Annotated in this window: 17 protein-coding genes and 2 tRNA genes; 8 read left to right on the plus strand and 11 right to left on the minus strand. The window is 67.4% G+C overall.

The window, feature by feature from the left end; genetic code table 11:
* The first annotated feature begins 111 nt into the window (after positions 1-111).
* Positions 112-1,944 carry an ABC transporter ATP-binding protein gene (locus tag BM115_RS02485; RefSeq protein ID WP_092290217.1) on the plus strand — a complete coding sequence of 611 codons (1,833 nt, stop codon included), beginning with the start codon at positions 112-114 and terminating at the stop codon, positions 1,942-1,944.
* 21 nt (positions 1,945-1,965) lie between these two features.
* Here the strand turns inward: BM115_RS02485 and BM115_RS02490 are convergent, their stop codons facing one another.
* The 5 genes from BM115_RS02490 to BM115_RS02510 all read right to left on the minus strand — a co-directional run bounded on the left by BM115_RS02490 (position 1,966) and on the right by BM115_RS02510 (position 8,583).
* Positions 1,966-2,496, minus strand: coding sequence for a chromate transporter (locus BM115_RS02490; RefSeq protein WP_092290219.1), 531 nt, complete (start codon positions 2,494-2,496; stop codon positions 1,966-1,968).
* Positions 2,493-3,083 (minus strand): chromate transporter, encoded by a 591-nt coding sequence (locus BM115_RS02495; protein WP_092290221.1) that lies wholly within the window; start codon positions 3,081-3,083, stop codon positions 2,493-2,495. The genes BM115_RS02490 and BM115_RS02495 overlap by 4 nt, the downstream gene beginning before the upstream one ends.
* Positions 3,084-3,256: 173 nt before the next feature.
* Positions 3,257-5,593 carry a DNA topoisomerase IV subunit A gene (gene parC / locus BM115_RS02500; protein WP_092290228.1) on the minus strand — a complete coding sequence of 779 codons (2,337 nt, stop codon included), beginning with the start codon at positions 5,591-5,593 and terminating at the stop codon, positions 3,257-3,259.
* Between the two features lie 145 nt (positions 5,594-5,738).
* Positions 5,739-6,548, minus strand: coding sequence for a lytic transglycosylase domain-containing protein (locus BM115_RS02505; protein WP_092290253.1), 810 nt, complete (start codon positions 6,546-6,548; stop codon positions 5,739-5,741).
* A 43-nt stretch (positions 6,549-6,591) separates the two neighbouring features.
* Positions 6,592-8,583: a DNA topoisomerase IV subunit B gene (locus BM115_RS02510; protein WP_092290255.1), complete on the minus strand. Its 1,992-nt coding sequence runs from the start codon at positions 8,581-8,583 to the stop codon at positions 6,592-6,594.
* Between the two features lie 213 nt (positions 8,584-8,796).
* Here BM115_RS02510 and BM115_RS02515 point away from each other — a divergent pair, with 213 nt between their 5' ends.
* Positions 8,797-10,008 (plus strand): MFS transporter, encoded by a 1,212-nt coding sequence (locus tag BM115_RS02515; RefSeq protein ID WP_092290257.1) that lies wholly within the window; start codon positions 8,797-8,799, stop codon positions 10,006-10,008.
* A 3-nt stretch (positions 10,009-10,011) separates the two neighbouring features.
* Entirely contained in the window at positions 10,012-10,170 is a 159-nt protein-coding gene (locus tag BM115_RS27245; RefSeq protein WP_177219834.1) for a hypothetical protein, read from the plus strand.
* A gap of 9 nt (positions 10,171-10,179) precedes the next feature.
* On the opposite strand, the gene BM115_RS02520 is transcribed toward BM115_RS27245, so the two are convergent.
* Positions 10,180-12,108 carry an ATP-binding cassette domain-containing protein gene (locus BM115_RS02520; protein WP_092290259.1) on the minus strand — a complete coding sequence of 643 codons (1,929 nt, stop codon included), beginning with the start codon at positions 12,106-12,108 and terminating at the stop codon, positions 10,180-10,182.
* A gap of 434 nt (positions 12,109-12,542) precedes the next feature.
* Between BM115_RS02520 and BM115_RS02525 the strand changes: the two genes are divergently transcribed.
* Complete coding sequence (locus tag BM115_RS02525) at positions 12,543-13,475, plus strand: amino acid ABC transporter substrate-binding protein (RefSeq protein ID WP_092290261.1); 933 nt, start codon at positions 12,543-12,545, stop codon at positions 13,473-13,475.
* A 106-nt stretch (positions 13,476-13,581) separates the two neighbouring features.
* On the plus strand, positions 13,582-14,769 hold the full coding sequence (locus tag BM115_RS02530) for a benzoate/H(+) symporter BenE family transporter (RefSeq protein ID WP_092290861.1): 1,188 nt from the start codon (positions 13,582-13,584) through the stop codon (positions 14,767-14,769).
* Between the two features lie 6 nt (positions 14,770-14,775).
* Here BM115_RS02530 and BM115_RS02535 read toward each other — a convergent pair whose 3' ends face one another.
* Positions 14,776-15,306: a hypothetical protein gene (locus tag BM115_RS02535; RefSeq protein ID WP_092290263.1), complete on the minus strand. Its 531-nt coding sequence runs from the start codon at positions 15,304-15,306 to the stop codon at positions 14,776-14,778.
* Positions 15,307-15,595: 289 nt separating this feature from the next.
* Between BM115_RS02535 and BM115_RS02540 the strand changes: the two genes are divergently transcribed.
* On the plus strand, positions 15,596-15,928 hold the full coding sequence (locus BM115_RS02540) for a DMT family transporter (protein WP_092290265.1): 333 nt from the start codon (positions 15,596-15,598) through the stop codon (positions 15,926-15,928).
* Positions 15,929-15,940: 12 nt separating this feature from the next.
* Here BM115_RS02540 and BM115_RS02545 read toward each other — a convergent pair whose 3' ends face one another.
* From BM115_RS02545 to BM115_RS02560, 4 genes are all read right to left on the minus strand, one after another.
* The gene (locus BM115_RS02545; RefSeq protein WP_092290271.1) at positions 15,941-16,261 is read right to left on the minus strand and encodes a hypothetical protein; all 321 of its coding nucleotides are present in this window, start codon (positions 16,259-16,261) and stop codon (positions 15,941-15,943) included.
* Between the two features lie 190 nt (positions 16,262-16,451).
* A tRNA-Met gene (locus BM115_RS02550) sits at positions 16,452-16,527 on the minus strand.
* A 118-nt stretch (positions 16,528-16,645) separates the two neighbouring features.
* A tRNA-Arg gene (locus BM115_RS02555) sits at positions 16,646-16,720 on the minus strand.
* 256 nt (positions 16,721-16,976) lie between these two features.
* Entirely contained in the window at positions 16,977-17,444 is a 468-nt protein-coding gene (locus BM115_RS02560) for a lecithin retinol acyltransferase family protein (RefSeq protein ID WP_092290273.1), read from the minus strand.
* A gap of 409 nt (positions 17,445-17,853) precedes the next feature.
* Between BM115_RS02560 and BM115_RS02565 the strand changes: the two genes are divergently transcribed.
* Both BM115_RS02565 and BM115_RS02570 read left to right on the plus strand, forming a co-directional pair.
* Positions 17,854-18,144: a hypothetical protein gene (locus tag BM115_RS02565; protein WP_092290275.1), complete on the plus strand. Its 291-nt coding sequence runs from the start codon at positions 17,854-17,856 to the stop codon at positions 18,142-18,144.
* Positions 18,145-18,247: 103 nt separating this feature from the next.
* On the plus strand, positions 18,248-19,027 hold the full coding sequence (locus BM115_RS02570) for a PP2C family protein-serine/threonine phosphatase (protein ID WP_092290276.1): 780 nt from the start codon (positions 18,248-18,250) through the stop codon (positions 19,025-19,027).
* Positions 19,028-19,038: the final 11 nt, after the last annotated feature.

Genomic DNA, 19,038 nt, shown 5'->3' on the forward strand with positions numbered 1-19,038 from the left:
CGTAGTAGCCCCTATCCCGTCTCCACAATCGCAGATCTACGAAAATGCGAAACAGTGCCAAGCGCGTATCATCACCGGTTCACTCCAACAGACGAGATGAGGGACCGCCGTATGCCGATTCGCCGCCTGGAAAGATTGATCGATCCATTCCGGAACATGCCGGATACGCAGCCGCCGGCCAGCATCTGGCGGTTCTACGCGTACTTCCTGCGCGAGGTGCGCGGGGTGTTGTTCGCGCTGCTGGTGGTGGGCCTGATCGCCGCGCTGATCGAGGTGTCGCTGTTCAGCTTCCTCGGCCGGATCATGGACCTCGCCAAAGGAACACCGGACGGGCAGTTCTTCGCGCGCCATCAGAATGAATTGCTGTGGATGGCCGCCGTGGCGCTGCTGCTGCGCCCGCTGTTCTTCGGCCTGCACGATGTGCTGCTGCATCAGGTCATCAACCCCAACCTGGCCAACCTGATCCGCTGGCAGAACCATCGCTACCTGCTCCAGCAGAGCCTGTCGTTCTTCCAGAACGACTTCGCGGGGCGGATTGCCCAGCGCATCATGCAGACCGGGTTCTCGCTGCGCGACTCGGCCGTGCATGCGCTCGATGCGCTCTGGCACGTGATCATCTACGCCATCAGCGCGCTGATCCTGTTCGCCGAGGCGGACTGGCGGCTGATGATCCCGCTGATCCTGTGGATTGCCGGCTACATCGCCGCCCTGGCGTACTTCACGCCGCGCGTGAAGCAGCGTTCCGTGGTGGCCACGGAGGCGCGCTCGCGGCTGATGGGCCGCATCGTGGACGGCTACACCAACATCACCACGCTGAAGCTGTTCGCCCACACGCGCCACGAGGAAAGCTACGCGCGCGACGCCATGGCCAGTCACACCGACAAGATGCGCATGGCAGGGCGGATGGTCAGCGCCATGGACGTGACCATCACGGCGATGAACGGCGCGCTGATCGCCGGCACGACCGGGCTGGCGCTGTGGCTGTGGAACCAGGGGCTGATCTCCACGGGCGCCATCGCACTGACGACCGGGCTGGTCATCCGCATCAACAATATGTCCGGCTGGATCATGTGGGTGGTCAATGGCATCTTCGAGAACGTCGGGCAGGTGCAGGACGGCATGAAGACGATTGCCGTGCCGCGCAACGTGGTGGACCGGCCGGACGCGCAGCCGCTGCGCATCGCCCGGGGCGAGGTGCAGTTCGAGGACGTGGGCTTCCACTACGGCAAGGGCGCCGGGGTGATCGAGCATGTCAACCTGACCGTGCAGCCGGGCGAGAAGATCGGGCTCGTGGGGCCGTCCGGGGCCGGCAAGTCGACGCTGGTCAACCTGCTGCTGCGGCTCTACGACGTCGAAACTGGCCGGATTCTGGTCGATGGCCACGACGTGGCCGGGGTGACGCAGGAGAGCCTGCGCGCGCAGATCGGCATGGTCACGCAGGATACGTCGCTGCTGCACCGCTCGATCCGCGAGAACCTGCTCTACGGCAAGCCGGACAGTAGCGATGCCGACCTGGGCGAGGCGCTGCGGCGTGCCCGGGCGGACGACTTCATCGGCGATCTGATCGATGGGAACGGCCAGCGGGGGCTCGACGCGCTGGTGGGCGAGCGTGGCGTGAAGCTGTCCGGCGGGCAGCGGCAGCGCATCGCCATCGCCCGGGTGCTGTTGAAGGATGCGCCAATCCTGATTCTCGACGAGGCCACCTCGGCGCTCGACTCCGAAGTGGAGGCGGCCATCCAGGAGAGCCTGGAGGCGTTGATGGAGGGCAAGACCGTGATCGCCATCGCCCACCGGCTCTCGACCATCGCGCGGATGGACCGGCTGGTGGTGCTCGACGGCGGCCATATCGTCGAGACCGGCACCCACGCCGAACTGCTCGCGCGCGGCGGGCTCTATGCCCGGCTATGGGCGCACCAGACCGGCGGCTTCGTCGGCGTGGACTGATCGGACCGGGTCAGGCCGGGGTCAGACCAACCCGAGCAGCCCCGCGCCGGCGCCCAGCGCCACCAGCATCAGCGGATGAACCCGCGTCTTCAGCATGAGGGCGATGGTCAGCAGCGTCACCGCCACGGCGGTCCAGTTGTGGTCCACGCTGCTGGCCAGCACCCAGCCCGTGGACATCAGCAGGCCGATGGTCAGCGCGGACAGGCCGCGCTTGATCAGCCCCGGCCAGCGCGCGTGCGGCGAACGGCCGGCGAAGTACTCGAAGCCGAGCGCGATCAGGCTCGACGGCCCGCACATGCCGACCATCGCCGCGAACGTGCCGCCCGCCCCCGCTACCTGCCAGCCGAACAGCGCCACGAACAGGATGTTCGGCCCCGGCGACGCCTGCGAGATGGCGTAGAGCGCCGCGAACTGGCCATCGGTCATCCAGCCGTTGGCTTCCACGAGGTAGCGGTGCATGTCCGGGATGACGGTGCCGCCGCCGCCCACGGCCAGCAGCGACAGCATGCCGAAATGCCCGAGCAGGCTGCGCAGGATCTCCGGGGAACTCATGCCTGCCCCCGGCGCTTTTCGGCGCGATGTTCGAGCACCAGCGCCACCGGCACCAGCACCGCCATCACCGGCAGCAGCGGCCAGCGCAGCAGGCCGATGGCGACAAACGCCGCCACGCCGACCACCACCGCGCGCACCGTGCGCGGCTGGCTTTCCGCCAGCTTGACCCCGGTGGACAGCACGAGCCCGGCCGAGACCGCCGTCATGCCGGCCAGCATCTGGCGCACGGCGGTGACGTCCTGGTAGCGCAGGTACAGCGCCATGGCGCACAGCACCACCACCATCGGCACCAGCACCAGCCCGCAGAAGGCCGCCACGGCGCCACGCAGGCCGGCGAAGCGCAGGCCCAGCATCAGGGCCAGGTTGATAACGTTGGGGCCGGGCAACACCTGCCCGAGGCTGAGGATCTCGACAAAATCCCGGTCGTTGAGCCAGCGGTTGCGCTCCACGACGGCGCGCCGCACGAACGGGAGCACCCCGCCGAAGCCGGAAAGCCCCATGCGGGCAAATTCGAAGAACAGGGTGCGGGCGTTGGGGGGCGGAGCCAGGGCAGGCTCGGAGACGTCGGGCAGCGGGGCGGCAGACATGATAGGCGGCGATAAATGCCCACGCAGGGGGTGGCGCGGGCTGCCGACATACTACGGCAATCGCGACGGCCCGCGTGGCACGCGGTCATCACGGATGCGCAAGAGGGGGTCAGGGACGGTGATGTGGGTTGCTCCCCTCCCCCCTGGGAGCGCGGAGCAACCCGGCGGCTGCCTTAGCTCCCGCCGTCCACCTTCACCGGCTCGATCTTCACTTCCTTGAGACGTGGCTCGACCGCCTTGCCCTTGCGGGCGCGCTTGCCGACGTACGGCAGCAGCGTCTTGCCAGCCAGCTTCTGCGGCGGCATCTTGCCGCCCCGGACGCCGGTGCCGGAGATCAGCAGCCCCGGCGCGCCCACCGTCACGGCGTGCGTCAGCGGCTCCTTGGGCTCCAGTTCCATCAGGATCACGCCCCGGCCGCCGGCCGACAGCACCTTCACCTCGTCCAGCCCCACCAGCAGCAGCCGGCCATTGCCCGAGAAGCAGGCCACGTGCGTGGCTTCGTCGGCAATCGGCGTCGGCGGCAGCAGCGTGTCACCCTCATCCAGCGTGATGAAGGACTTGCCGCCCTTCTGCCGGCTGATCATGTCGCCGACCTTGGTCACGAAGCCGTTACCGCCGGCCGTGGCTACCAGCACGCGCTGCTCGGCGCCACCCGCGAAGGTGTGGGCGATCTGCGAGCCCGGCGCGAGGTCGATCAGCGTCGTCACCGGCACGCCATCGCCCCGGCCGCCGGGCAGCCCGGCCACCGCCACCGAATAGACCCGGCCGTTGCTGCCGAAGGCCAGCAGCGTGTCCACGGTGCGGCACTCGAAGGTGTCGTACAGGCTGTCGCCCGCCTTGAAGGTGAACTGCTGCGTCTCGTGGCCGTGGCCCTGGCGCGTGCGCACCCAGCCCTTGCCCGAGACGATGACCGTCACCGGCTCGTCCACCACGCGCACCTCGGCGGCGGCGCGGCGCTCTTCCTGGATCAGCGTGCGGCGCGGGTCCTTGTCCTCGGGGCTGTACTGCTTGGCGTCCTGCTCGATTTCCTTGATGATGCGCCGGCGCATCATCGTCTCGGACTTCAGCAGCACGTCCAGTTCGGCCTGCTCGTCGCGCAGCTTGGCCAGTTCCTGCTCGATGCGGATGGCCTCCAGCCGCGCCAGCTGGCGCAGGCGGATTTCGAGGATGTCCTCGGCCTGGCGGTCCGATAGCTGGAACGCCTCGATCAGCGCCGGCTTGGGCTCGTCGCTCTCGCGGATGATGCGGATGACCTCGTCGATCTTCAGCAGCACCAGCATCCGCCCTTCCAGGATGTGGATGCGGTCCTCGACCTTGTTGAGCTGGAAGCGCGTGCGCCGCGTCACCGTCTCGAAGCGGAACCCGATCCACTCCCGCAGGATCTCCTGCAGCCCCTTCTGGCGCGGCCGGCCATCGGTGCCGATCATCACCAGGTTGATCGGCGCGCCGGACTCCAGGCTGGTATGCGCCAGCAGGGTCTGGATGAACTCCTGCTGGTCCACGTTCTTGCTCTTGGGCTCGAACACCAGCCGCACCGGCGCATCCTTGCCGGATTCGTCGCGCACCGCGTCCAGCACGGCCAGCAGCGAGGTCTTCAGCTGCACCTGCTCCGGCGTCAGCGCCTTCTTGCCGGTGCGGATCTTCGGGTTGGTGATTTCCTCGATTTCCTCGAGCACCTTCTGCGCCGAGGTGGCTGGCGGCAGCTCGTGCACCACCATCTGCCACTGGCCGCGCGCCATTTCCTCGATCTTCCAGCGCGCGCGCACCTTCAGGCTGCCCCGGCCGCCCTCGTAGATCTGGGCGATATCGGCCGCCGGCGAGATGATCTGCCCGCCGCCCGGATAGTCCGGGCCGGGCATCAGCGCCAGCAGCTCGGCCAGCGAGATGGCCGGGTTGCGGATCATCGCCACCGTCGCCCCGGCCACTTCGCGCAGGTTGTGCGGCGGGATTTCCGTCGCCATGCCCACCGCGATGCCCGAGGCGCCGTTCAGCAGCACGAACGGCAGGCGCGCCGGCAGCAGCCTCGGCTCTTCCTCCGAGCCGTCGTAGTTGGGCAGGAAATCCACCGTGCCGAGGTCGATCTCATCCAGCAGCAGCCGCGAGATCGGCGTCAGGCGCGCTTCGGTGTAGCGCATGGCCGCCGCGCCGTCGCCGTCGCGGGAGCCGAAGTTGCCCTGGCCGTCGATCAGGGGGTAGCGCAGCGAGAAGTCCTGCGCCAGACGCACGAGCGCGTCATAGGCCGACTGGTCGCCGTGGGGGTGGAATTTACCGAGCACCTCGCCCACCACGCGCGCGGACTTGACCGGCTTGGCGTCGGCACGCAGGCCCATGGCCGCCATCGCATAGAGGATGCGGCGCTGCACGGGCTTCTGGCCATCGGCCACCTCGGGCAGCGCACGGCCCTTGACCACGCTCACCGCGTAGTCGAGGTAGGCCCGCTCCGCGTAGCGCGCCAGGGTCAGCGAATCGGCGGGCTCTTCGGGTTGAAACGAAATGTCTGGTTGATCCATGGTCGGCAAGAATGCGGCACGCGGGCGCCGGGCGGCGCCTCGCAAACCCTGTGGGTCGGCTTGTCAGCGTGGGATTCTAACGAAACTCGGGCGCCCCGCAGGAAAGTGAGGCCCGATCGATGTGACAGCGGGTGTCACAAGGGGGTCATTCCGGCATGTTGCGCCGGCCGCCGATCACCATTTTCACGCGTCCGGCGTGGCTGCCGGTGCGCACCACGGCCACCCCGGACGGCTGGTAGATCCGGTAGAACTCCATGACCGTGCTCACGTACTGGCGGGTTTCGGGGAAAGGCGGGATCTGGTTGTTGTAGCGCGCCACGGCGCCCTCGCCGGCGTTGTAGGCGGCCAGTACCAGTTCGAGATTGTTGGGAAACTGGCCCTGCAGCCAGCTCAGGTAGCGCACGCCGGCCGAGATGTTCAGGCGCGGGTCGGTGAGCTTCTGCTCCACCGAGCGGCGCTTGTCGGCGGCGATGCCGAAACGCACGCCGGTGTCCGGAATCACCTGCATCAGGCCGATGGCGCCCTTGGGCGACACCGCGCTCGGGTTGAAGCCGCTCTCGACCGCCATCACCGCCTTGACCAGCGCCGGGTCCACGTTCTGGGCCGTGGCAATCTGGCGGATGATCGGATCGACCAGCGCGATGTTGGGGTGGTTCAGCACATAGCGGAACAGCTTGCCGGCGTCGGCATCGCCCTTGCCGGGCCGCCCCACCATGCGCACCCCGGCCACGCGCGGCATGGCCAGCGTGTCCAGCTTGCCGCCGTCCTTGAGGAACAGCTTGTAGCGATCGTCGATCTTTTCATCGGCGAAGTGGGCCACGCCGTCTTCGTCGATATAGCCATACAGCTCGGCGTGGGCGGCACCGGTCGCGCACAGGCCCGCCAGCGCCAGCCCGAGCGCCGTGACCCGCCTTGCCAGCCGCGCCAGGGCGCGGCGATTGCCGATGGTCCGCATGGTGCTTCTCCGTTGCCGACCGCTGCGCCCGTTGCCGGAGCGGTCAGATATCCGCCTCCACCTCGTTGCCCTTTTCCTCGAGCCACGTGCGCCGCTGCGACGCCTCGCCCTTGCCCATCAGCATGTTCATCATGCTCACGGTCTGGGGCAGGTCGAATTCGCCAAGCGCCACCGGCAGCAGCCGGCGCGTGTCCGGGTTCATCGTGGTTTCCCACAGCTGCTCTGCGCTCATCTCGCCCAAGCCCTTGAAGCGCGAGATCTGCCAGGCGCCTTCCTTGACGCCATCCTTCATCAGCTTGTCCTGGATGGCTTCCAGCTCGCCTTCGTCCAGCGCGTAGAGCTTCTGGGCCGGCTTCTTGCCGCGTGCCGGAGCATCCACTCGGAACAGCGGCGGGCGGGCCACGCAGACGTTGCCGTTGTCGATCAGCTTCGGGAAGTGACGGAAGAACAGCGTGAGCAGCAGCACCTGGATGTGCGCGCCGTCCACGTCGGCATCGGACAGGATACAGATCTTGCCATAGCGCAGGTTGGACAGGTCCGGCTCGTCGTCCGGACCGTGCGGATCCACACCAATCGCCACGGCGATGTCGTGCACTTCATTATTGGCGAACAGGCGGTCGCGCTCGGTCTCCCAGGTGTTCAGCACCTTGCCGCGCAGCGGCAGGATGGCCTGGAACTCCTTGTCGCGGCCCATCTTGGCCGAACCGCCGGCCGAGTCGCCCTCGACCAGGAAAATCTCGTTGCGCGACACATCGGTCGATTCGCAATCGGTCAGCTTGCCGGGCAGCACGGCCACGCCGGAGCCCTTCTTCTTTTCCACCTTCTGCGCGGCGCGGGTGCGCGCCTGGGCCTGGCGGATCACCAGTTCGGCCAGCTTCTTGCCGTAGTCCACATGATGGTTCAGCCACAGCTCCAGCGCGGGGCGGCTGAAGGTGGAGACCAGGCGCACGGCGTCGCGGCTGTTCAGGCGTTCCTTGATCTGGCCCTGGAACTGCGGATCGAGCACCTTGGCCGAGAGCACGAACGAGGCGCGCGCGAACACGTCCTCGCTCATCAGCTTCACGCCCTTGGGCTGGAGTGAGTGCATCTCGATAAAGCTCTTGACCGCCAGGAACAAGCCCTCGCGCAGGCCGGACTCATGCGTGCCGCCGGCCGGCGTCGGGATCAGGTTGACGTAGGACTCGCGCACCGGCGCGCCGTCCTCGGTCCAGGCCACCACCCAGGAGGCGCCCTCGCCCTCGGCAAAGCCTTCCTCGCCCGGATTGCCGTCCGGGTCGGCAAAGTGCTCGCCCTCGAACATCGGGATCACGAGTTCGGACCCGCTGCCCTGCGCCAGCGCCTCGACGAGGTAGCCCTTCAGGCCCTGGTCGTACTGCCAGACCTGCTTTTCGCCGGTCTTCTCGATTTCGAGCGTGACCTTCACGCCCGGCAGCAGCACCGCCTTGCTGCGCAGCAGCCGCTGGAGTTCGGCCTGCGGAATGGTGGCGGAGTCGAAATAGCTGGCATCCGGCCAGACCTGCACGCGCGTGCCGTTCTTCTTCTCGCCGCGTTCGAGCTTGCGGCCGGCGAGCGGCGTGGTGACGTCGCCGCCCGAGAAGGTCAGCGTGGAGAGCGTGCCGTCGCGCCAGACCGTCACATCAAGACGGGTGGACAGCGCATTGGTCACGGACACGCCCACGCCGTGCAGGCCGCCCGAGAAGGCGTAGGCGCCACCCTTGCCCTTGTCGAACTTGCCGCCCGCGTGCAGGCGGGTGAACACGATCTCCACCACCGGCACCTGCTCTTCCGGGTGAATACCCACCGGAATGCCGCGGCCGTCGTCTTCCACGCTAACGCTGCCGTCACGGTGCAGCGTGACCAGGATCTCGGAGCCGTGGCCGCCCAGCGCCTCGTCCGACGCGTTGTCGATCACCTCCTGCACGATATGCAGGGGATTGTCGGTACGGGTGTACATGCCGGGCCGTTGCTTGACCGGCTCCAGGCCCTTCAGGACCCGGATGGAAGATTCGCTGTACTGACTGGTTTTGCTCGCCATGGAGTCGCTACGGAGAAGTGGATCTCCCGGCCGTCGCGGCCGGATTGCGCAGCATTGTAATGGATGACCGGGGCGGGCTCGGTACGCTGGCGCGCGGAACCGGCGGCTTCGGCATAAATACGCCACCCGGGGTAAACTCGCCCGGCTGCAGAGGGAATCCCCCGGCGCCCCCCGATAACCAGAGAAAAGGACTGCCAAAGTCCCGAGCCCGACATGACCGACCGCAAACTCTCCCTGACCACCGTGCTCGTGTGCGGTGGCTTGCTCGTCACGCTATCGATGGGTATCCGGCACGGCTTCGGCCTGTTCAACCTGCCGATTACCCAGGCCCACGGCTGGAACCGCGAGACCTTCGCCTTCGCCCTGGCCCTGCAGAACCTGATGTGGGGCGTCACCCAGCCGATTGCCGGCGCGCTGGCCGACAAATTCGGCCCCATCCGCATCATGCTGGTCGGCGTGGCGCTCTACGTGGCCGGCCTGGTCGTGATGGCGATGGCCACCAGCGGCACGGCGTTCGCCTCCGGGGCGGGGGTGATGATCGGCATTGCCCAGGCGGGCACCACCTACAGCGTGGTCTACGGCGTGATCGGCCGGGTGGCCAGCGCCGAGAAGCGCATCTGGGCGATGGGCATCGCGGCGGCGGCCGGCTCGTTCGGCCAGTTCCTGATGATTCCGATCGAACAGTCGCTGATTTCCTTCGTCGGCTGGCAAAACGCGCTGTTTACCATGGCCGTGATGGCCTGCTTCATGCTCCCGCTGGTGTTCGCGCTGCGCGAGCCGAAGGTGGCGGCGACCACGGGCGGGCATCACCAGACCATTGGCGAGGCCACGCGCGAGGCCTTCGGCAATCGCAACTTCCAGTTGCTGACGCTCGGCTATTTCGTGTGCGGCTTCCAGGTGGTGTTCATCGGCGTGCATCTGACGCCGTACCTGAAGGATCGTGGCTTCACCGATCCCAAGATCGCCACAGTGGCACTGGCGCTGATCGGCCTGTTCAACGTGTTCGGCACCTACACCGCCGGGGCGATGGGCCAGCGCATGCCCAAGCGCTACCTGCTCTCGTTCATCTACCTGGCGCGCTCGTTCGTGATTGCCGGCTATCTGCTGCTGCCGCTGACGGCGGCCAGCACGTGGGTGTTCGCGGCGCTGATGGGGCTGCTGTGGCTGTCCACCGTGCCGTTGACCAACGGCATCATCGCCCAGGTGTTCGGGGTGAAGTACCTGTCGATGCTGAGCGGGGTGGTGTTCTTCTCGCACCAGATCGGCAGCTTCCTGGGCGCGTGGCTGGGCGGGTTCCTGTTCGACCGGACCGGCAGCTACGACCTCGTGTGGTTCATCGCCATCGGGCTGGGGGTGGTGGCGGCGCTGGTCAACCTGCCGATCCGCGAGCAGGCGCTGACGCGCCCGCAGCCGATAGCGGTCTGAGCCATGGACGCCGCACGCCACCATCCCTGGCTCAAGGCCAAGCTGTTTAAGACGGTGGGCCTGCTGGCGCTGGCCGGAGTGCTGACGCTTGGCTTCCTGGCCTACCTGCGGCCGGCGTTCATGGTCGACCTCACCAATATGGTGCTGGCGTGGTGCGGGTAAGCGGCTAGCTTACTGCGCCTCGCCCTTGGTCTTTGCCTCGAGCACTTCCCAGCGCTCGAGCGCCTCCAGCAGTTCCATCTCGATCTCGTCGTGCCGGCTGGCCAACTGGGCCGCGCGGGCGGGGTCGTTCGCGTAGAGCGCGCCGTCCGCCAGCTGGCCGGCCAGCGTCTTCTGCTCCGCTTCCAGCGCGTTGATGCGCTCGGGCAGGCCATCCAGCTCGCGCTGTTCCTTATAGGAGAGCTTGACCGTGCGATTGGCGCCGCGCGCCTCGCGCGTGTTCTGCGTCTTCAGCGCCTCGGCGGGCTTCGCCTCGGCCGGCTTGGCGGCCTGGATGGCCCCGGCCCGGGCCGACTGCGCTTCCCAGTCCGAATACCCGCCGACCGACTCGCGCCACTGCCCCTCGCCCTCGGCGGCGATGGTCGAGGTGACCACGTTGTCCAGGAAGGCCCGGTCGTGGGAGACCAGGAACACCGTGCCGCTGTAGTCCTGGAGCAGTTCCTCCAGCAGTTCGAGCGTGTCGATGTCGAGGTCGTTGGTCGGCTCGTCCAGCACCAGCACATTGGCCGGCCGGGCGAACAGGCGCGCCAGCAGCAGCCGGTTGCGCTCGCCGCCCGAGAGCGACTTGACCGGCGACCGCGCGCGCTCCGGCGCGAACAGGAAATCGCCCAGGTAGCTCATCACGTGCTTGCGCTGGCCGTTGACCTCCACCCAGTCGCTGCCCGGACTGATGGTGTCCGCCAGCGACTTCTCCAGGTCCAGCGCCGTGCGCATCTGGTCGAAATACGCCACCTGAAGGTTGCTGCCGTTGCGCACCGTGCCGCTGTCCGGCGCCAGTTCGCCCAGGATCAGGCGCAGCAGCGTGGTCTTGCCCACGCCGTTCGGGCCGATCACGCCGACCTTGTCGCCACGCATGATGGTGCCGGTGAAGTCACGGACCACCGGCTTGTCGCCGTAGGACTTCGACACATTGGTCAGTTCGGCCACGATCTTGCCGGAGCGGTCCGCCTGCGACACTTCCAGCCTCACATTGCCCTGCACCTCGCGCCGCGCCGCGCGCTCGGTACGCATGGTCACCAGCCGCTGGATACGCGCCACGCTGCGCGTGCGGCGCGCTTCCACGCCTTTGCGGATCCACACTTCCTCCTGCGCCAGCAGCTTGTCGAACTTGGCCTGCTCCACCGCCTCGGCGGCCAGCAGTTCGGCCTTGCGGGCCTGATAGGCCGCGAAGTTGCCCGGGAAGGACACCAGCCGGCCCCGGTCCAGTTCGACGATGCGGGTGGCCACGCGGTCCAGGAAGGCGCGATCGTGGGTAATCAGCAGCACGCTGCCCCGGAAGCCAATCAACAGGTCTTCGAGCCAGCGGATGGCGGTGACGTCGAGGTGGTTGGTCGGTTCGTCGAGCAGCAGGATGTCCGGCTCGGCCACCAGCCCCTGCGCCAGCGCCACGCGCTTCTGCAGGCCGCCGGACAGCGAATCCACGCGCACGTGCGGGTCCAGGTCGAGACGGGCCAGCGTAGTTTCCACGCGGGTGCGCAGCGTCCAGGCGTCGGCGGCGTCCAGTTCGGCCTGCACGCGATGCAACTCGGCCAGCGTGGCCTCGTCGTGATGGGTGTCGAGCTTGGCCAGCGCCGCCTCGTAGCGGGCCAGCAGGTCGTGGGCGGCGCCCATGCCCAGGCTCACTGCATCGAACACGGTCAGCCCGGGCGCGAATTGTGGCTCCTGCGCAACATATGCAGTGGTGACGCCGCTCTGGCGGGCAATCAGGCCGTCGTCCGGGGCGGACATGCCGGCCACGATCCGCAGCAGCGACGACTTGCCCGTGCCATTGCGGCCGATCAGGCCAACGCGTTCGCCGGCTTCCAGCGAGAAATCGGTGTGGTCGAGCAGTGCCACGTGCCCGAAGGCAAGTTGGGCATCGGAAATGGAGAACAGGGCCATGGTGGGGAGACTGGAAACAGGCCCGAATTGTAGTCGACCCCAGGGGCCGGGGCCGCACGGCCCAAAAAGAAGCGCCCCAAAAAGAAGGGCCCGTTAGCAAACGGGCCCAAGAGTCTCTCCTCGGTGCCCTGCTCGCAAGGCACGTTTGAAGAATATCGATTCGGGGGCCGGGCAATAAGTCGGACAACTCCTTAAGGGAAAGCCCCCGTCAACCGCGCGCGAGGCCAAGCGTTGCAGCCCGAGCACGACTACTAGCGCGGCGGTTGTGCGTCGGGCGCCTGCCGTGGAACAATCCGACACACTCAGCGCAATCGGATTAATCCGAAAAGAAGCACAACAAGGCGGTAACAACAAGGCAGTACAGAGCCGGACCCATCCGGCCAACGGGGTTTTCCGGGTTTTCTTTCCAGACAATTTTCGGACGGGTGTCATTCATGACCAATACGGGCCTGCCGCGCCGTGCCTCCTTCAGGAGCACGGCGCTTGTTGTATGTTTCCTCGCCACGCTGCTTGCCTTGCCGGCCCTGCCGGCGTGGGCGGCGTCACCCAACTCGGTGGTGTTGCGCATCCAGCAGACCGGGGCCATCCGCATCGCCCACCGCGAAAGCTCGGTGCCCTTCTCGTTCGTGGCGGACGGCAAACCCATGGGCTACGCCGTGGATCTCTGCCTGAAGGTGGCGGAGGCGCTGCGCACCCAGCTCAAGCTGCCGCAGCTGCGCGTGGAATGGGTGCCGGTGACGCCGGCCTCGCGCATCCCGGCCATCGTGGACGGCAAGGCTGACCTCGAATGCGGATCCACCACCAACAACCGCGAGCGCCGCGACCTCGTCGCCTTCACCATCCCGCACTACATCGCCGGCAGCCGCATGCTGGTGAAGGCCGATTCGGGCATCCGCAAGTGGGGCGACCTGCGCGGCAAGACCGTGGTGTCCACCACCGGCACCACGCCGCTGGCCATGCTCCGCAAGATGGATGAGGCGGGCGCCATGGGCTGGAAGGTGGTGGAGGCCAAGGATCACGCCGAAGCCTTCGGCATGGTCGAGGCGGGCCGCGCCGACGCCTTCGTGATGGACGACGTGCTGCTGTTCGGCCTGCGCGCCAACGCCAAGAACCCGACCGCGCTGGCGGTAACGGGCGACCTGCTGACCATCGAGCCGTACGCGATCATGCTGTCCAAGCACGATGCCGAGTTCAAGAAGCTGGTGGACAAGGCCATGGTGACGTCGATCTACGACCAGGACACCCAGAAGCTGTATCGGAAGTGGTTCCTTAGCCCGATCCCGCCCAACGGCATCACGCTGGACATTCCGATGAGCTACCTGCTGCGCGATTCGTTCAAGTTCCCGAGCGACAAGGTGGCCGACTAAGGGCCTCCCTGCCAGCCCGGGCGGGGAGCCGCGTGGGGGCCGCGTTGGCGCCCCCGCCGCCCCCATCCATGCGAAGATGTCGGCCGTCCGCCCCTTCGCATCGACCATGACTGCCGCCGCCCCCCTCAAGCTGTCCGACCTCTCCCTTTCCACGACGGTGGCCGGGCTGATCGCCATGCTCACCGGCTACACCAGCTCGCTGGTGCTGATGATCCAGGCCGGGCAGGCGGCGCATCTGAGCGATGCCCAGATCGCCTCGTGGATCTGGGCGCTGTCCATCGGCATGGGGGTGACTACGCTGGGACTGTCGCTGATGACCCGGGTGCCGATCGTGGTGGCCTGGTCCACGCCCGGCGCGGCGCTGCTGATTGCCAGCCTGCCCGGCGTGCCCTACCCCGAGGCCATCGGCGCCTTCCTGCTCGCCGCGCTGCTGATGACGGCCGCCGGGCTGACCGGCTGGTTCGACAAGCTGATGCGCGCGCTGCCGGCGAGCATCGCCTCGGCCCTGCTGGCGGGCATCCTGTTCCGGATCAGCGTGGATGTCTTCGTGCAGGCGGAACACCAGACGGTGTTGCTGCTGACCATGTTCGGTACTTATCTAGTGGGACGCCGCCTGTGGCCGCGCTACGCGGTGCCGGGCGTGCTGCTGGTGGGCGTGGCGCTGGCGGGGGTGCTCGGGCAGCTCCATTTCGAACAAATCCGATTTGCGGTGACGCTGCCGGTGTGGACCACGCCGGCGTTCTCGTTGTCGGCCTTTATCAGCATCGGCGTGCCGCTGTTCATCGTGGCGCTGGCCTCGCAGAACATTCCGGGGCTGGCCGTGTTGCGTGCGGATGGCTACCACGTGGCGGCCAGCCCGCTGATCACGGTGACGGGGGTGGCATCGGCCATCCTGGCGCCGTTCGGCTCGCATGGGATCAACCTGGCGGCGATCACGGCGGCCATCTGCACCGGCCCCGAGGCCGACGCCGACCCGCGCCGCCGCTACATGGCCGCCGTAGTCTGCGGCATCGGCTATCTGGTGGCGGGGATCATGGCGGCCAGCATCGCGGCGCTGTTCGCGGCCTTCCCGAAGGCGCTGGTGGTGGCCGTCGCGGCCTTCGCGCTGCTGGGTTCCATCGCCAATGGGCTGACCGTGGCCATGCAGGCGCCGGCGGAGCGCGAGTCAGCGCTGCTGACGTTCATGATCACGGCGTCGGGCATGACGCTGGCCGGCGTGGGTTCGGCCTTCTGGGGCGTGGTGGGCGGCATGCTGGCGCTGGCCGTGCTGCGCCCGCGCCAGCGGGCTGCCTGAGCCAGCTTACATCAGCAGGAAGGCGACGTCCGCGGCAGCCATCTGCGTCACCGGCACGCCCTTGCGGCGCTGGAACAGCACGTGTTCCAGCACGCGGTCGCGGTGTTCGGCAAACCGGGGGGGCTCAAGGCGCAGCGCAGCCGTCGCGTAGTGCTCGGCCAGCAGCTTGTAGACCCGGTGGCGGACTTGCAGGATCTCGTTGTCGGCACGCAGCCGGGCGATCTCCGCGTTGTTGTCGTCTTCCAGCTGGCGCATGCCCACCACCACGCGCGCGTGCATGCCACGGTAGCGATCCACCTCGGCATGGGCCTTGTGGAGTTCGTCGCGGAGTGCACGCACTTCCTGCATCAGCTTGAGATGTTGCTGGACGCCCCGCTGGATGCGGTTCGCTTCTTCCAGCGCATGGTCCGCGGCAGCGATGGTGTTCTGCCAGACGCCTTCGGTGGCGTCATGCGGTGGCAAGGCGTCCGGCGCGCCTTCGATGTCGGCGAAATGCGGCTTCGGCCATGCCGTTGCGGTGTCAATATCCTGCTTCATACTGCTCCCCTTTACCCGTCAGCCAACACCCGCCACCGGCCTTGTTATGGTTGCCGGCATGGTCGGATTAACACCGCGACTGTCTGGACCGCCTCTTTTGCACTGCCCGGGCGACCCTTGCGTCATACGCATACGTCCATTCAAGCGTGCAATGTGCATTTGCACAACCACCGCGAGGGAGGGCACAGCACATTCTGCCTGGCGGCGCGGCGCATAATACCGCGCTATAGCGCCTCCGGCGCCGCTTTCCCGCCGGCCCTTGGCCTGCCCTTGACGTCAATCATCTGCCATGTCGAACGGATATCTATTGCTCGCGCTGGCCATCGTGGCCGAGGTCATCGCCACCAGCAGCCTCAAGGCGGCCGAGAACTTCACGCGCCTCTGGCCCAGCGTGCTGGTGGTCACCGGCTACGTGGCCGCGTTCTGGCTGCTGATGCAGGTCATGAAGACCGTGCCGGTGGGCGTGGCCTATGCCATCTGGTGCGGGGCGGGGATCGTGCTGGTGACACTGATCGCGTCAGTGCTGTACCGGCAGGTGCCGGACCTGGCGGCCTGGGTCGGCATCGGCTTGATCATTGCAGGGGTGGCGGTGATCCAGCTGTTCTCGAAGATGAGTCACTGAATCGCGCCGGGGTCAGGACTTCGGCGGCAGCGCGCGGAGCAGGCGGTTGACCTGCGCCAGCGTCTCGCATTCGTCGGCATTGCGCTTGCGGCGCTGGTCGATGATCTCCAGCAACGCCCGGATCTGGCCATTCTTGGCCTCGCACACCACTTTGTCGGACGCCGGACAGGCCACGTCGATCTCCCCCCGCAGGCTTTCCTGGACGATGTCGATCAGCGCGGTGCAACCAGACGTATCGGCCAGCGCCGGGTCCGGCGTGGCAGCCAGGGCGTGAATGGCGCCGAACATGGCCAGCGCCGGCAGCCAGCGGTGATACGACCTGACAGGGGGCATTTGCGAAAGAAGGCGAACCAGTTCTTTTAGGATTTCTACGACGCGCGAGAGGCGCGCAGGCGACATCATAGCCGGTTGCCGCGCCGCCATGACATCGAACGGTGCGCTGACCCTCGGAAGGGTCTGGGTGGGCGGGAATGCGCCGACCAAAACAAAAAGCCCGCGCGGCAAGCCGGCGGGCTTTCTAATCTGGTTGCGGGAGCAGGACTTGAACCTGCGACCTTCGGGTTATGAGCCCGACGAGCTGCCAACTGCTCCACCCCGCGGGCCGGACTATACGCGGATTGGCGGCGCATTGATACAGAAGAATGCAAAAAGCCCGCTTGCGCGGGCTCTGGACGTAGTGCTGAGGTGAACTTCTGAGAACGACTGCCGACTTGATGATGGTCCCGCCGACAGGAATCGAACCTGTATCTAGCGCTTAGGAGGCGCTCGTTCTATCCATTGAACTACGGCGAGCGGACCGTCTGCACGGTGCGCCAGCCGCCATGGGCCGGCCGAGCCGGAAGACGGGGCGGAGTATAGCAAACTCGGCAAGTTCGGCCCATGGCCGGCGGCGGGTGCTGGTGCGACGGCGCGCGCCTTGCTGGTCACGCCGTCCGCTGGCGGTGGCTCGGGCGGCGCGCCGGTGGCAGGCCCTTGCCTGGCGGCTTTCGCAGCCTACCCAATCGATCAGTCCGCTCATGGCTTGCTCCCTGTTGGTTCGATGGTCCGCTCAGGCGGCGGTCAGGCCGGTGCCGGTGCCGGTACCGGTGCCGATCGATGCCAGCAGGGCGCGCACCATCGACAGGACGGTGTGGACGGCGGCGCGGGGCTGGCGCAGGCAGGCGTCCACCTGTTCGCTGCGGGCCTGGCCGAGCAGGCACCAGGTGCAGAAGTGTTCGCAGTTGTTGGTCAGCAGGTGGTAGTGGTCTTCGCCGAGGCGGGTGCGGGCACGGGCGACGGCTTCCATGCCGAGGTAGCGGGCGCAGGGTTCAACCTTCACCGCCACTGTGTGACCGTGGGCGAACTGGGCGAGCGAGGTTTCCTCGACCGGGGCGGCGTGCAGGGCGTGGCAGAAGCCTGCGTAGTGGATGACGCGGCCGTTGCCGGCGTAGATGCCATGATGGACGTAGCCGTTGCGTTCCGTAACCAGATGGGCGCCGGGCAGGTAGTCGTCTTGTTGTTGGTTTTGGGTGTTCATGGCGGTTCTCGGTTCGGTGTCGGTGGGAGGCAGCCAGTGCTGTGTCGATGCCAACCAACCGCATCAAGCGTGCCAATGCCATCGAACCACGGCAGGACAAGGGGTTGCGGGCGATCGGCACCCCTTCCCGGCCAGAAACCGTGCGCGGCCATCCAACAGTTTTGTGAGCGATGTGTTGGCTGGCGGCCATCAACCGAGCTTCCACCTTGCCCATCCAGAGCCGGATAGCTGTGGCGGGTGCCAGCCGACACCCCTCGTGCCCGGTGTTGGGCCGGTGCCAACGCCGCGGGCCGTCCCGACGCCACGTCGCGCCCGCCATGCGCCCCCGGCATCACAAAGCCCCTGTGGCACACCGATTGCTCTATACAGGCATGGCGCCACGCGCCGCCCCCCGACTCTGGAGACCATCATGGCCACCCTCATCGTCAAGGACCTCGACACCCACCACGTGTTGGATTTCCGCGCCATGTCCTGCATTCGCGGCGGCGGCGCGCCGTGGGTGTTCGGCTGGATCCAGCCCTACGTGGCCTCCCGCCCGAGCGCGTCTCCAGTCGTGAACTTTTACGAGATCAACTACAGCTTCTATGCTGATCAGATGAACAACCAGTTCCAGAACATCGACGTCCAGAACAACGCGCCCAATTCGACCATCACCGTGGACGCCGCGCTGGACGCCCGGAACAAGGGTCGGTTGATCTGAGTCCTGCCCGGTAGCCGGGGGGCACTCCCACCGGCCACCCTTTGATGCTGCCCCGGGGGGCGGCGCTTGCGCGGAGCCGCTTTCTTCCGCGCCGGAGCACACCGTGACCTGCGCAACGGAATTCCGCTGGAGCTCGGCCGCCGCCACGGACGTCGGCCGGGTGCGGGAACGCAACGAGGACGCCTGCCTGGACCTGACCGAACGCGGCATCTGGGCGGTGGCCGACGGCATGGGCGGCCATGCCGTGGGGGACTTCGCCAGCCGGGCCATCGTCCAGGCCCTCTCCGGCCTGGGGCCGCCCGGCAGCCTCGATGGCGCGCTGGACGACGCCCGCACGACGCTGCTGACCGTGAACCAGGCGCTGATCGACGAAGCCGTGCGGATGAAGGTCCGGGTGATCGGCAGCACCGTCGTGGCGATGCTGGCCTGCGAGCGGCGATGCGGGTGCCTCTGGGCCGGCGACAGCCGGCTCTATCTTTTCCGGGCCGGCCATCTGAAACAGCTCACGCGCGACCACAGCCAGGTGGAGCGGCTGCGCGCCCGGGGGCTGATCACGGCCGAGGAAGCCAAGCACCATCCCGCCCACAACACCATCACGCGCGCCGTGGGCGCCGCCACCCGGCTCGACCTCGACGTGCTGACGCTAGAGGTGGGCGATGGCGATATGTTCCTGCTCTGCAGCGACGGCCTGAGCAACGAGGTGGAGGATGCCGGCATCGCGGCGGTGCTGGCAGCCAGCGCGGGGGACTGCGCGGCGGCGGCCAACGAGTTGGTGCAGCGCGCGCTGGTGAATGGCGGGCACGACAACGTGTCGGTTGTCGTACTGCGCGCCGAGGACATCGGCGGCGGCTCCGACATGACGCTGCTCAATCCGGAAGTCTGAGCGAAGCGAGG

Origin of the sequence: Cupriavidus sp. OV096 (genome assembly GCF_900115455.1) — a bacterium.
Lineage (GTDB): Bacteria > Pseudomonadota > Gammaproteobacteria > Burkholderiales > Burkholderiaceae > Cupriavidus.